The organism is Citrobacter sp. Cpo045 (assembly GCF_030332875.1).
GTDB classification, from domain to species: domain Bacteria; phylum Pseudomonadota; class Gammaproteobacteria; order Enterobacterales; family Enterobacteriaceae; genus Citrobacter; species Citrobacter portucalensis.
This window is the reverse complement of record NZ_JAOWGZ010000104.1, coordinates 126,809-140,285: the sequence shown is the minus strand read 5'-3', so window position 1 is coordinate 140,285 and position 13,477 is coordinate 126,809. Positions and strand designations below refer to the sequence as shown.

Annotated in this window: 12 protein-coding genes; 10 read left to right on the top strand and 2 right to left on the bottom strand. The window is 52.8% G+C overall.

The features are described 5' to 3' along the window. Positions 1–266, bottom strand: a 266-nt coding sequence (locus OGY13_RS21070; protein ID WP_032255513.1) for an IS5/IS1182 family transposase, incomplete at its 3' end; no start/stop codon positions are given. Between the two features lie 344 nt (positions 267–610). Here OGY13_RS21070 and pgaA point away from each other — a divergent pair. From pgaA to OGY13_RS21040, 6 genes are all read left to right on the top strand, one after another. Further along, positions 611–3,073 (top strand): poly-beta-1,6 N-acetyl-D-glucosamine export porin PgaA, encoded by a 2,463-nt coding sequence (gene pgaA, locus OGY13_RS21065; RefSeq protein WP_020996305.1) that lies wholly within the window; start codon positions 611–613, stop codon positions 3,071–3,073. Between the two features lie 9 nt (positions 3,074–3,082). Next, positions 3,083–5,104 (top strand): poly-beta-1,6-N-acetyl-D-glucosamine N-deacetylase PgaB, encoded by a 2,022-nt coding sequence (gene pgaB, locus OGY13_RS21060; RefSeq protein WP_048215612.1) that lies wholly within the window; start codon positions 3,083–3,085, stop codon positions 5,102–5,104. Beyond that, entirely contained in the window at positions 5,101–6,435 is a 1,335-nt protein-coding gene (pgaC, locus tag OGY13_RS21055) for a poly-beta-1,6-N-acetyl-D-glucosamine synthase (RefSeq protein WP_032944880.1), read from the top strand. Before pgaB ends, pgaC begins: the two co-directional genes overlap by 4 nt. Continuing rightward, a complete protein-coding gene (pgaD, locus tag OGY13_RS21050; RefSeq protein WP_003825542.1) occupies positions 6,432–6,938 on the top strand; it encodes a poly-beta-1,6-N-acetyl-D-glucosamine biosynthesis protein PgaD in 507 nt (168 codons plus the stop codon). Before pgaC ends, pgaD begins: the two co-directional genes overlap by 4 nt. A gap of 82 nt (positions 6,939–7,020) precedes the next feature. Further along, the gene (yjdI, locus tag OGY13_RS21045) at positions 7,021–7,251 is read left to right on the top strand and encodes a 4Fe-4S mono-cluster protein YjdI (RefSeq protein WP_003825544.1); all 231 of its coding nucleotides are present in this window, start codon (positions 7,021–7,023) and stop codon (positions 7,249–7,251) included. An 11-nt stretch (positions 7,252–7,262) separates the two neighbouring features. After that, the gene (locus OGY13_RS21040) at positions 7,263–7,535 is read left to right on the top strand and encodes a GNAT family N-acetyltransferase (protein ID WP_213752658.1); all 273 of its coding nucleotides are present in this window, start codon (positions 7,263–7,265) and stop codon (positions 7,533–7,535) included. A 42-nt stretch (positions 7,536–7,577) separates the two neighbouring features. Here OGY13_RS21040 and OGY13_RS21035 read toward each other — a convergent pair whose 3' ends face one another. Then, the gene (locus OGY13_RS21035) at positions 7,578–8,507 is read right to left on the bottom strand and encodes a LysR substrate-binding domain-containing protein (RefSeq protein WP_003825551.1); all 930 of its coding nucleotides are present in this window, start codon (positions 8,505–8,507) and stop codon (positions 7,578–7,580) included. Positions 8,508–8,897: 390 nt separating this feature from the next. Here OGY13_RS21035 and OGY13_RS21030 point away from each other — a divergent pair, with 390 nt between their 5' ends. From OGY13_RS21030 to OGY13_RS21015, 4 genes are read left to right on the top strand one after another with little or no spacing between them, the layout of a single operon-like run. Beyond that, on the top strand, positions 8,898–9,503 hold the full coding sequence (locus tag OGY13_RS21030; RefSeq protein WP_008785731.1) for an ankyrin repeat domain-containing protein: 606 nt from the start codon (positions 8,898–8,900) through the stop codon (positions 9,501–9,503). A 15-nt stretch (positions 9,504–9,518) separates the two neighbouring features. Next, positions 9,519–10,418, top strand: a complete 900-nt coding sequence (locus OGY13_RS21025) for an oxamate carbamoyltransferase subunit AllH family protein (protein ID WP_488656177.1) — start codon at positions 9,519–9,521, stop codon at positions 10,416–10,418. Next, entirely contained in the window at positions 10,396–11,943 is a 1,548-nt protein-coding gene (fdrA, locus tag OGY13_RS21020; RefSeq protein WP_137377712.1) for an acyl-CoA synthetase FdrA, read from the top strand. Before OGY13_RS21025 ends, fdrA begins: the two co-directional genes overlap by 23 nt. After that, on the top strand, positions 11,943–13,361 hold the full coding sequence (locus tag OGY13_RS21015; RefSeq protein ID WP_008785728.1) for a YlbE family protein: 1,419 nt from the start codon (positions 11,943–11,945) through the stop codon (positions 13,359–13,361). The genes fdrA and OGY13_RS21015 overlap by 1 nt, the downstream gene beginning before the upstream one ends. The last annotated feature ends 116 nt before the right edge of the window (positions 13,362–13,477 follow it).

Here is a 13,477-nt window from a genome sequence, read left to right as displayed (position 1 = left end):
AGGCGCATGGAGGCGATTTCGTACAGGGCATCTTCCATGGCACCGTCGCTCAGGTTGTACCAATGCTGCATGCAGTGAATACGCAGCATGGTCTCCAGCGGATAGGGCCGTCGGCCATTGCCCGCCTTGGGATAAAACGGCTCGATGACAGCGGTCATATTCTGCCATGGCAGAATCTGCTCCATGCGGGAGAGGAAAATCTCTTTTCGGGTCTGACGGCGCTTAGTGCTGAATTCACTATCGGCGAAGGTGAGTTGATGGCTCATGATGTCCCTCTGGGATGCGCTCCGGATGAATATGATGATCTCATATCAGGAACTTGTTCGCACCTTCCTTAGGATAATCTAGTCTAAAATGCTTTTTTGCCTAAGGCTTTTCTTATTGCATAGCCACGAACTACGCAGAGTGATAAAATTCACAAGTTTATGCCTTCTATCCAACGATTAGAGGACGAGGCACAGGTAGTCAATAAGACGAAAGAATTAATAGCTTCATAACCCTATTACGAAATAAGCGGTAGTGCATCTTACATGGTCGGCAACTGTCAGGGATTGACCGTAACTTATTGAAAACGCTTATTTTTACTCTGATGTAAGATATAAGGGCAGATATGTTCAGTATGCGTCGACATGCCAACTTCATTAAACGTTTTAAGTCTGTAAGCTGTTTATTTACGGCAAGCGTTCTTTTCCCTATGCAAATCTCAGCAGCGGTATCAGATTATGACGCTTTGGTTATTGAAGCGCGAGGTGGTAATAGTGCGCCGCTATTGCGCTACCTTGAGGATCAAGGAAAGAAAAGTGCGCTAACGCCAAATCAGGTTGCCGACTGGCTGCAAGTTTCTGGTTGGGTTGAGAACAACGATAAAACAACCATTCAAATCTGGCAGCGGTATCGTGGGCAGATGGATGTGCCTGCGCGCGGCAAAGTCGCCGCTGCACGTGCGTACCGTAACCAGAAAAACTGGAATGATTCATTGGCGGTGTGGGAAAGCGTTTTACAGGAAGAGCCTGATAACGTGGATGTACGCACCGGCTGGATAATGACGTTGGCAGATGCGCGCTACAACCAACAAGCCCTTACTGAAGCGAATAAATGGGCGCAGGCTCATCCGGGAGCAGACTCCGACGCACTGCTTGCCTATGTGTATCATTCTCAGGGGAAAAACTGGGATGCACTGTTGGTTGCCAGCCAGGCGGATGATGTTGATCCAGGCAACAAAAATGCAAAATCCACGCTGCTATCTGCGCTGTCGGCGAACCGTGTTTCCGGACCCGCTTTAAATATGGCGGAGGTCGTTCCCACGGCTGATCCAGTGAAGCGCCGTCTTGAGCTTGATGCGGCGGCTGAAATGGTACGCTCCTCTTATACGTCCGCACGTAATGAAGAAGAACGTTTTATCGTGGCCGATAAAGCGCTGGCCCGTTATGACCAACTGTTGGCGGCCTGGAAAGATGAGCCGTCTGCGCAGAATGATGTCCGTCGGGCGAGAATTGACCGTATGGGTGCCTTGTTGGTGCGTAAGCGTACTGCCGAAGTGATTGATGAGTATGAGTCCCTTTCTGCAAGCGGCGAAGTACCAAACTATGCAAAACGCTGGGTGGCATCAGCATGGTTAAGCGAACGTCAGCCGGAAAAAACCGAAGCGATGCTGGCGAGCATTTACTACCCGAATGGACCTATCCCGGTGACGCCGCTCAGTCCTGAGGATCAACAAGATCTGTTCTACGCGCACATTGATAATGAAAACTTCGATGCTGCCAAAAAACAAGTCGATGATTTGATCAAAGAGAGTCCGTATCTGCGGCGTATCTATGGCTCGCCAACGCCCCAGCCTAACGATAACTGGCTGCTCGGACAGTCGCTACTGACGCAATATCATATCGCTGCCAATGAACTGCCAGAGGCAGAAAAGCTCGCAGAGCATCTGGCACGAACAGGCTCTGGTAACCAGGGATTGCGCATTTCCTATGCCTCTGTGCTTGAAGCGCGTGGATTGCCGCATGCGGCGGAGAAAGAGCTTAAGCTGGCGGAAGTCATTGAGCCAAGCAACCTGGAGCTGGAACGTCAGCAGGCTTACGTTGCACTGGATCTTCAGGAGTGGAAACAGGCAGATGAACTGACGGATGACGTTATTGCCCGTAGCCCGGATGATGAAGCGACGCTGCGCCTCGCGCGTATTCGTGATGTCCACAAAATGTCGGAAGTGCGTATTAGCGGAACGCAGGGGATCTCGTCCGATAGCCCGGTCAGCGGTAAGAATGACTTCAACATCAACACGGCTATTTACAGTCCGCCGATTAATGACAACTGGCGACTGTTTACCGGATTCAACTTTGCTACCGGTGAATTTGAGGAAGGGAAGGGCATCAGCCGCGATCTGGCGGCGGGGGCAGAATGGACTTCCCGTGATTACTGGGCGGAAATGGAAGTGTCAGGCCGAAATTATGGCGATGGTCAGAAGATTGGCGGGCGTCTATCCGGCTGGCATGACTTTAATGACAACTGGCGCGTTGGTGGGTCGGCCGAACGCCTCTCTCGCAATACCCCGTTGCGCGCGCTGCGTAGTGGCGTGTATGCCAACGGCGGCGATATGTTTGTTCGCTGGTATCAAAACGAACGACGTGAATATCAACTGTCGTTTGCCGCATCACATTTCTCGGACGGTAACGATCGCATCGAATATGGACTCAGCGGAAAAGAGCGCATGTGGACCACGCCGCGCTTCACGCTGGACTTTACGCCGGGTATCGGCGGGAGCACCAACACCAAAGAGAATGTGCCGTATTACAACCCGAAGAGTGATTTTTCCGTTGTCCCTGGCTTGAGCGCGGAGCAGGTTCTTTACCGCCACTATGATACCGTCTGGACGCAGCAAGGCCTGGCAGGCGTAGGTGGCTACTGGCAGCAAGGTGAAGATGCAGGTGCTATCGTCCAGGTGGGATACGGCCAACGGCTTAAATGGAACAACGTCGTAGATGGCGGGGTGATGCTGATTTGGGATAAACGCCCCTATGACGGTAAACGTGAGCGGAATATCTCCCTCGCTTTCGATTTAAATGTCAGGTTTTAAGGATTGTTCATGCTGAAAAGATGCCTGTGGCTTAGCGCATTAATCGCTGGCTGGTTGATGATTACCGCGTGCAGCAGCGCGCACAATACAACGCCTCGCTATGTTCCTCCCGCAGAGAGAACGCCGCTGACGGCGGATCATCCGTGGCCGAAAAATAGCTTTCTGGTGCTCGGCTACCATGATGTGGAGGATGGTGCAGCCGACCAGCGCTACCTCTCTGTGCGTACCAGCGCGTTGAGCGACCAAATGGCCTGGCTGCGTGATAATGGCTATCAGCCGATCAGCGTGCAGCAAATTCTGGACGCCCATGACGGTAAAATTGTACTGCCTGAGAAAGCGGTATTACTCACCTTTGACGACGGATATAGCAGTTTTTATACCCGCGTCTGGCCATTGCTGAAAGCCTATAACTGGCCTGCACTCTGGGCACCAGTAGGCAGTTGGGTTGATGCGCCAGCCAACAAAAAAGTCGATTTTGGCGGCTTAATGACCGCGCGAGACAAATTCGCCACCTGGAAAATGGTCGAAGAAATGGGCAAGTCGCCGTTGGTAGAAGTCGGTGCGCACACCTGGAACTCGCACTTTGGCGCTGAGGCCAACCCGCAGGGGAGTAAAGAGCCCGCTGTGGCGAACCGCCTGTATGATAAGAAAACCGGCACTTACGAAACGGACGAACAGTACACGCGACGTATAAACACGGATATCTCTCTGATCACTAACAAGATCAAAGCGGTGACCGGCAAATCGCCGCGCGCGTGGGTATGGCCTTACGGCGCAGCCAACGGTACAACGTTAAACCTGGCCAAAGAGCATGGCTATAAGATGGCCTTTACGCTTAATGAAGGGTTGGCAAATGCCGCGTTTCTCGATGATATTCCGCGCGTGCTGATTTCTGATAACCCATCCCTTAAGCGCTTTGCCAGTCAGGTCGCTCAGGTCCGTGAACCACAGACGATGCGCGTGATGCATGTCGATCTGGATTACGTGTATGACAAAGACCCTGCTCAGCAGAAGCGAAATATCGATAAGCTGATCCAGCGCGTTTATGACATGCGTATTTCTCATGTCTTCCTGCAAGCGTACGCCGATCCGCAGGGCGACGGGAATATTCGCGAACTCTATTTCCCCAACCGCTGGCTGCCGATGCGTGCCGATCTCTTTAACTATATCTCCTGGCAGTTACAAACGCGGGCAGGGGTGACGGTGTATGCCTGGATGCCGGTTCTGGCTTTCGATCTCGACGCGTCCATTCCACGCGTAACCGCATGGGATCCGAAAACGGGACGCACTGCTATCAATCACGAGAACTATGTTCGTCTCTCGCCCTGGGACAGCGAAGCGCGCAAACGCATCACTGAAATCTATGAAGACCTGGCGAAGCACGCCAGCTTCAAAGGTATTTTGTTCCATGACGATGCTTTCCTGACGGATTTTGAAGATGCGTCACCGGAGGCGTTAGCCGCCTACCGTGCCGCAGGGCTTCCGGGCAGTATCGAGCAAATACGTAATAATCCTCAGGCGTTCGAGCGCTGGACTCGCCTGAAAAGTAAGATGCTGATTGACTTCACCAAACAACTGACCCGGACGGTGCGTAATATTCGCGGTCCACAGGTGCAAACTGCGCGCAATATTTACGCCATGCCGGTACTGGAGCCTGAAAGTGAAGCCTGGTTTGCACAAAACCTGAATGATTTCCTCAATACCTATGACTGGACGGCGCCGATGGCGATGCCATTCATGGAACAGATCCCGGCCAATGATGCCAACGCATGGCTTGACCGACTGGTGAATGCCGTTGCACAAACCCCTGGGGCGCTGGATAAAACCGTGTTTGAACTGCAGGCACGAGACTGGCGTAAATCCGGGGATCAGGCTGAAATCAGCGGAAAACAAATAGCCGAATGGATGCGCCAGCTGAAATTAAGCGGTGCAGGTAACTACGGCTATTACCCGGATGATTTCATCAGCGACAAACCTGAGATGTCAGAGATTCGCTCGACGTTCTCCTCATACTGGTATCCGCAAAAATGACCGATCGCATTATTGCTTTCCTGATACTTTGCCTGATGTTCAGCCTGCCGTTTGGCGTGGCTGTCATCTTCACAGGTGAAGTGATGTTGAACTTCGTCTTCTTCTGGCCTTTGTTCATGTCTGCTTTGTGGATAAGCGGCGGGGTCTATTTCTGGTTTTACCGTGAACGTCACTGGAAATGGGGAGATGACACGCCACCACCGACCCTGCCGGGGAATCCACTGGTGTCCATTCTGATCCCCTGTTTTAACGAAGGGATCAACGCGCGTGAAACCATTGAGGCAGCACTGGCACAGCGATATAAGAATATCGAAGTGATCGCCATCAACGATGGTTCGACGGATGACACTCACGACGTGCTGGAACAACTGGCAGTGGAATACCCCAGCCTGCGGGTGATTCATCTGGCTGAAAACCAGGGTAAAGCGCTGGCGCTCAAGACCGGTGCAGCCGCTGCGCGCAGTGATTACCTGGTGTGCATTGATGGCGATGCGTTACTGGATCGTGATGCCGTTGCCTATATTGTGGCTCCTCTGATCCAGTTCCCGCGCGTTGGTGCAGTGACGGGGAACCCGCGTATTCGAACCCGCTCTACGTTAATCGGTCGTGTGCAGGTCGGTGAGTTCTCTTCCATTATCGGCTTAATTAAGCGTACTCAGCGAGTCTATGGGCAGATCTTTACCGTTTCCGGCGTAGTTGCGGCGTTTCGTCGTCGCGCGTTGGCCGAGGTCGGTTACTGGAGCCCGGACATGATCACCGAAGATATCGATATCAGCTGGAAGCTGCAATTGCGCCACTGGTCGGTATTCTTTGAGCCGCGCGCACTGTGCTGGATCCTGATGCCTGAAACATTAAAAGGGCTATGGAAGCAGCGTTTGCGCTGGGCGCAGGGTGGTGCAGAGGTGTTTATCGTTAACATGCGTCGTCTGTGGTCGTGGGAGTTCCGCCGCATGTGGCCGCTGTTTCTTGAGTTCTGTTTTTCTACCGCCTGGTCGTTTGCCTATGCGATCAGTATCGTGCTGTTCCTGTTAGGGCTGATGATCCCGATGCCGGACTCGCTGTATGTACAGCATCTGTTCCCGCCAGCCTTTACCGGACTTATTCTCGGTGTGGTCTGCTTAATACAGTTTGCGGTGAGTCTGATGATTGAACGACGCTATGAAAAAGGCATTGGCGCCTCGTTGTTCTGGATTATCTGGTTCCCGGTGGTGTACTGGATGCTAAGCCTGTTCACCACGCTGGTCGCGTTCCCGAAAGTGATGCTTAAACGCAAACGCGGCAGGGCGCGCTGGGTGAGTCCTGACCGTGGAATTGGGAGGATCGAATCATGAACCAGCCACTGATCTTCACGGAGCGGCGTTTGCTGCCGCGCATCATCGATGTGTTGTTGACGGCCATCGCATGGGTTGGATTTATCTATTTGATCTATAAAGGGCTGATCACAGCCCTGGCGCATTCACCGTATATGGGGGTGCGACCCTTTTTCACCACGCTGGATACGGTCACGTTTTATATCCTTGTCGCCCTGGTCAACGGCCTGGTGCTGATTGGCTGGGCGAAGTACAACCAGTTTCGTTTTCGGGTCGAACGCCGCAGTCGCAGACCCGGGCTTGAAGACCATGAGCTGGCAGAAAGTTTGCGTATTACCCGGGAGCTGGTTACGGAACTGAACAAGGCGAGGGTGCTGACGGTCCACCATCATGAGAATGGCGAAATCAGTCATATCGATGTGGACAGGGATATTGCCGATAACCGCCTCCCGCCGCCGACGCCTGCGATGCTGGAGTATTTGCCGCCAGAGCCGCAGCCGTCGATACAGAAAAAGCCTGAATGATATTTCTGCTTTCAGCCGCTTCCTTCAGCCTCGCATAGGTCTATGATTAGACCCAGACAATAAAAAAATGCGAGGCAATGTCGTGGATAAGGAACTACTGGATGCAGGTTACCGGGCCTATACCGGCGAGAAGATTGACGTCTACTTCAACACGGCGATGTGTCAGCATTCGGGCAATTGCGTGCGGGGAAGCGCGAAGCTGTTTAACCTGAAACGTAAACCGTGGATTATTCCGGATGAAGTGGACGTTGCCACGGTCATCAAGGTCATCGATACCTGTCCGAGCGGTGCGCTGAAATATCGCCAAAAATGAGTGAGGGAAGCATGGAAATTCTTGCAGGCCATAACAAGTTTTATGTCAATGATGCTGAGGGCAACCAGGTTGCCGAGATTGTTTTCGTGCCGACGGGCGAGCATCTGAGCATCATTGAACATACCGATGTCGATCCCAGTCTGAAAGGTCAGGGCGTCGGCAAACTGCTGGTGGCGAAAGTGGTAGAGAAGATGCGCGCTGAAAAACGCAAAGTTATTCCGCTGTGCCCGTTTGCCAAACATGAATTTGATAAAACCCGCGAGTACGACGATATCCGCGCCTGATTATCTTATATGCACTGGAAGGTATAACAGCCATCCGGTGCATCACGCTCGATGCAGTAAATCCTGATAAATCCCCGTCAGTATCCCTTGCGGGCCAAACTCTTTTTTAATCCACTGAGTGACACGACCGGTTGCCGAATGCTGGGTTGCCAAAAGCATTCGTGAATCCTGACGTGGGTTGTGGATCTGCCGTGTCACCAGCAACGACTTTTCCATCGCCTCGCGCACCATATAGTCTGGCAGAAAACCGATGCCCTCCCCCAGGATCTGGCACTGGCACTTGGTATTAAAATCGGGAACCAGAATCGACTCTTGACCGTGTAACAGCCAACCGACTTTTTTGTTGATGGTGTGCGCGGTGTCTTCCACCATGATGTTCGGGTACAGGCGTAGTTGGCTCTCAGAGATGGGTTCAGGCATAAACGCCAGCGGATGATCCGGGGCAATCGCGAACGACCAACGGATCGCGCCGATCTCGGTGTAATCAATTCCGCCGCCGTCCAGTAATGTATCGGGCGCGCCAATGGCGATATTGGCCAGGTTATTGATGATCGAATCCCAGACGCCGTTATACACCTCTGTAGTGACGGTTATCTGGCAGGTTGGAAACTGTTTCTTGAGTACCTGCAGCAGCCTCGCCGTATGTTGAGGGGTATACAACAGCTGGTTAATGCAGATGCGCACCCGAGCCTCAATTCCCTGAGCGATGGTATCAATGCTGCGCTTGATGGCGTGGAAATCGTTGAGCAGGTCGGTCGCCTTGCGAAACAGGTAACGCCCGGACTCGGTCAGCTCAATGCTGCGAGTACTGCGGGTAAACAGCACCACGTCGAGACCCATTTCCATGCGCTTAATGGTGTAACTAATTGCCGATGTGGTTAAGCCAAGCTCCTCCGCTGCCTTGCTGAAACTGCTATAGCGGGCAGCCATCGTAAATGCCAGTAGGTTTTCCTCGGTAAATATTGAATTCATCTTTCTTCCCTCCGGCGACAATGCGCATCCGCAACACGATGATTGTTGAATGTATTTGTAATCCTTATACAGAGCAATCAGTTTTGAACAGAATTTAACACTAGTTTTACATTTGATTTGAAGGCAATCACACTTCTGTATTTTAATTGCAGGCCGCTATCCGTGCAGCATACCGCCTGATTTTCCGGACTACTGATTAGTGGCTAAAAGGGCCCCAGCCATAAGGGAAAGATTGCACTACAGCACGTTTTGTCCTCATTGTTAAAATTGATTCAATAATCGATGCATTAACGATGAATGAAATTTAAGCGGATGTTATTCTCTGCACTCTGTTGCTATTCTCAGGTTATCGGATATTTAAAAAGTCTAAAAAACTGCAGGAGAGCGATTATGTCAGAGAAAGAACTCATTACTGAATTTCTGCTGGCGGCAGAACAGGGCAATGCCGATGGATTAAAATCCTGTCTGGCAAAAAATGTGGATATTAACGCCACTAACCGCCAGGGGCGTACTGCCATTATTATTGCCAGCCTGAATAAACATTATGACTGTGTTTCTTTATTGATTGCTGCGGGTGCCGATATTAATAAACAAGATCAAACTTGTTTTAACCCTTTCCTGATTAGCTGCCTGACTAATGATTTAACGCTGTTGCGTACGGTATTACCGGCTGACCCCGACCTCAATTGCCTGAGCCGTTTTGGCGGCGTTGGTATTACACCTGCCAGCGAAAAAGGTCATGTCGAGATCGTGCGCGAACTACTGCTGCGTACCGATATCAATGTCAACCATACTAATTTTGTTGGCTGGACGCCGCTCCTGGAAGCCATCGTGCTAAATGACGGCGGTGCGAAGCAGCAGGAGATCGTTAAGCTGCTGCTCGACCATGGCGCAAACCCGCACATGACGGATAAATACGGTAAAACCCCGCTGGAACTGGCGCGAGAGAAAGGGTACCACGAAATTGCCGAGCTGCTGATTGCGGCCGGAGCCTGACACAGGAGCGCCATTATCGCTACGCCATCACGGCGATGCGTACGGGCGCTAACCGCAGACAGCGCGTTTCTCACTTTCCGGGGAACGGGACGGGTTGAACAGGTTTTTTCCCACGCGGTAAACCTGTTGATACCCGAACAGCAGCGGCTGCTGACGTTACTGAGTGAAGATTGTGATAACGCACCTAACAGCTGTCGGTTGGCGCTGACGCATTGTGAAGACCTGTTTCACCCCGGTGAGCGGGTCAATTTTAGCGGGTCGGGAATAGTTGTTGGCAATGATAAATGGATAGAAACCGCCGGTTGCCAGCTGTGGCGAATACCACGGTGGACATCTGATGCAGCAAGCCTTACCGCAGTCGGCTGGCAGTACTGGGAAGAGGTTATCCGCCAACAGCTAAGAAGCGACGACACATTATTTCTGTACCGGGGTGACAATCCGTTTTATCAGGAAATCACCCGTCAATTACTCAACCGCCGACAAACATTACTGACGGCGTTGCGTACAGGAGAAAATATTACTACGGCGGTCAGCCATTTAATTGGTTTAGGGATAGGGCTGACGCCCTCATCGGATGATTATTTAGTAGGCTTAAGCACCATTTTATTTATTCCCGGACATCCGCTGAGGAAATATAGAGATGATTTTTTAGCGGCATTGCAACGTGCAGGAAATAATACAACGCTACTTAGCAAAATAACGCTAGAGGAAGCATTTAATCAGCGTTATCGGGAAAGCATCGGACGGCTGCTGAACCAATTTATTACTGAGCAACAACTCGTTTCTACGCAATATATTACTGACATTAAAAATATCGGTTCAAGTTCTGGCTGCGACATGCTGTATGGCATGGCGGATGCCTGCGCCCTGAGCCACAGGTCCGGAGGGAATTATGTCGATCAGGATAGTTGTTAAAAAGAACACGTATTTTGATTCTGTCTCACTGATGTCTATCTCCACGCGCGCAAATAAGCTCGATGGCGTTGAGCAGGCGTTTGTGGCTATGGCGACAGAGATGAATAAGGGCGTGCTGAAGAATCTCGGCCTGCTGACGCCTGAGCTGGAAGAGGCGAAAAGTGGCGATCTGATGATTGTCATTAAAGGTGCCAGCGAGGCGGTGAATGACCAAACGCTGATGGCGATTGACGATCTGTTTACGCATAAAGAGCAGGGTGGCCAGCATGAATCGCGCTATGCCACGCTTGCCAGCGCGAAGAAGCATGTTCCTGAGAGCAATCTGGCGGTGATCTCGGTCAATGGCCTGTTTGCCGCGCGTGAAGCGCGCCAGGCGCTGCAAAATAACCTCAATGTGATGCTGTTCTCTGACAACGTCTCTCTTGAGGACGAGCTGGCGCTTAAGCAGCTGGCGCATGAAAAAGGACTGTTGATGATGGGGCCAGATTGCGGAACCGCCATCATTAACGGCGCGGCGCTGTGTTTTGGCAACGCGGTGCGTCGCGGCAACATCGGAATTATTGGTGCCTCCGGTACCGGTAGCCAGGAGCTGAGCGTACGCATTCACGAGTTTGGCGGCGGAATTTCCCAGTTGATTGGCACAGGTGGACGCGATCTGAGTGAAAAGATTGGCGGCCTGATGATGCTTGACGCGATTGGCATGCTGGAGGCCGATCCGCAAACTGAGATCATCGCACTTATCTCCAAACCGCCTGCGCCAGCGGTGGCGCGCAAGGTGCTGGAACGTGCGCGCGCCTGTCATAAGCCCGTGGTAGTGTGTTTCCTCGGACGTGAAGCCGCGCCTGCGGATGAAAAAGGCCTGCAGTTTGCCCGCGGTACTAAAGAGGCGGCGTTGAAAGCGGTACTGCTGACCGGCGTGAAAAAAGAGAGTCTGGATCTGCATCCGCTCAACTGGCCGCTGATTGAAGAGGTTCGCGCCCGTCTGACCCCGCAACAAAAGTACATCCGTGGCTTGTTCTGTGGCGGCACGTTGTGCGATGAGGCGATGTTTGCTGCCATGGAAAAACATGCCGAAGTTTACAGCAACATTCATCCGGATCCGGCATTCCGCCTGAAAGATCTCAACCGCAGCGTGGCGCATACCTTCCTCGATTTCGGTGATGACGATTTTACCAATGGCAAACCGCACCCGATGATCGATCCCACCAACCGTATTAGTCGTCTGTTACAGGAAGCGCGCGATCCTGAAGTTGGCGTGATCGTGATGGACTTCGTCCTTGGATTTGGATCGCATGAAGATCCGGTTGGCGTGATGCTCGATGCGATCGTTGAAGCCAAAGCGATCGCCGCCGCAGACGGTCGTCCGCTTGAGATCCTCGGCTATGTGCTGGGAACCGATCTTGATACGCCGTCGCTGGAAAAACAGTGTCAGATGCTGACCGACGCCGGGGTTATCTGGGCGAGCAGTAGCACCAACACCGGATTGCTGGCGCGTGAATTTATCTGTAAAGGGGAGGAAGCCTGATGAGCCAGACACTGTTTAACCAGCCGCTGAACGTGATTAACGTTGGCATCGCAATGTTCAGCGATGACCTGAAAAAGCAGAACGTACCGGTGACCCAGCTCGACTGGACGCCGCCGGGCCAGGGCAACATGCAGGTGGTAGCGGCACTGGACGACATTGCCGATTCACCGTTGGCAGACAAAATCGCGGCCGCTAACCAGCAGGCGCTGGAACGCATTATCCAGTCGCATCCGGTGCTAATTGGCTATGACCAGGCGATCAACGTCGTGCCGGGCATGACCCGTAACACCATCCTGCACGCCGGGCCGCCAATCCGCTGGGAAAAAATGTGCGGCGCAATGAAGGGGGCGGTAACCGGGGCACTGGTCTTTGAAGGGCTGGCGAAAGATCTGGATGAAGCCGCCGAACTGGCCGCCTCGGGTGAAATCATCTTCTCTCCGTGCCACGAGCATGACTGTGTCGGCTCGATGGCGGGCGTGACGTCGGCATCGATGTTTATGCACATCGTCGAGAACAAAACCTATGGCAACCGCGCATATACCAATATGAGCGAGCAGATGGCGAAGATCCTGCGCATGGGCGCGAACGATCAGAGCGTTATCGATCGTTTGAACTGGATGCGCGATGTGCTGGGACCGATGCTGCGCGACGCTATGAAACTGGCGGGCGAAATCGATCTGCGCCTGATGCTGGCGCAGGCATTGCACATGGGTGATGAGTGCCATAACCGCAACAACGCCGGGACGGCGCTGCTGATTCAGGCGCTGACGCCGTGGATTATTCAGACCGGCTATCCGGTTGAGCAGCAACGTGAGGTGTTCGAGTTCGTCCTCAGTAGTGATTACTTCTCCGGACCGACCTGGATGGCGATGTGTAAAGCCGCAATGGACGCTGCACACGGTATTGAATACAGCACCGTGGTGACGACGATGGCGCGCAATGGCGTTGAGTTCGGTCTGCGCATTAGCGGCTTACCGGGCCAGTGGTTTACCGGTCCGGCACAGCAGGTGATTGGGCCGATGTTTGCGGGCTACAAGCCGGAAGATTCCGGACGTGATATCGGCGATAGCGCGATCACCGAAACCTACGGCATTGGCGGTTTCGCGATGGCGACGGCACCGGCCATCGTAGCGCTGGTGGGCGGTACGGTCGAAGAGGCCGTTGATTTCTCTCGCCAGATGCGTGAAATCACTCTCGGCGAAAACCCCAACGTCACCATTCCACTGCTTGGTTTTATGGGCGTACCGACCGCTATCGATATTACGCGCGTAGGCAGCACCGGCATTCTGCCGGTGATCAACACCGCTATTGCGCACAAAGACGCGGGGATCGGCATGATCGGCGCCGGAATAGTTCACCCGCCGTTCGCCTGTTTTGAAAAGGCGATCCTCAACTGGCGCGACCGCTACTGCCAATAACAATAACCGGGGCTAACGCGGTTAGCCCCACAGTAGCGAAGCGAAAAACGTTGCTTACCTGCAGGGCTGGGCGATCTCCGCGATCGCAAATGATGCTTAACCTGTTAAGGATATTC

Coding starts and splice junctions, on each gene's coding strand:
- OGY13_RS21015 (WP_008785728.1), top strand. CDS start 11,943: ATGAGCCAGACACTGTTTAACCAGCCGCTGAACGTGATTAACGTTGGC.
- OGY13_RS21030 (WP_008785731.1), top strand. CDS start 8,898: ATGTCAGAGAAAGAACTCATTACTGAATTTCTGCTGGCGGCAGAACAG.
- OGY13_RS21040 (WP_213752658.1), top strand. CDS start 7,263: ATGGAAATTCTTGCAGGCCATAACAAGTTTTATGTCAATGATGCTGAG.
- pgaB (WP_048215612.1), top strand. CDS start 3,083: ATGCTGAAAAGATGCCTGTGGCTTAGCGCATTAATCGCTGGCTGGTTG.
- OGY13_RS21035 (WP_003825551.1), bottom strand. CDS start 8,507: ATGAATTCAATATTTACCGAGGAAAACCTACTGGCATTTACGATGGCT.
- fdrA (WP_137377712.1), top strand. CDS start 10,396: ATGTCGATCAGGATAGTTGTTAAAAAGAACACGTATTTTGATTCTGTC.
- pgaC (WP_032944880.1), top strand. CDS start 5,101: ATGACCGATCGCATTATTGCTTTCCTGATACTTTGCCTGATGTTCAGC.
- pgaA (WP_020996305.1), top strand. CDS start 611: ATGTTCAGTATGCGTCGACATGCCAACTTCATTAAACGTTTTAAGTCT.
- pgaD (WP_003825542.1), top strand. CDS start 6,432: ATGAACCAGCCACTGATCTTCACGGAGCGGCGTTTGCTGCCGCGCATC.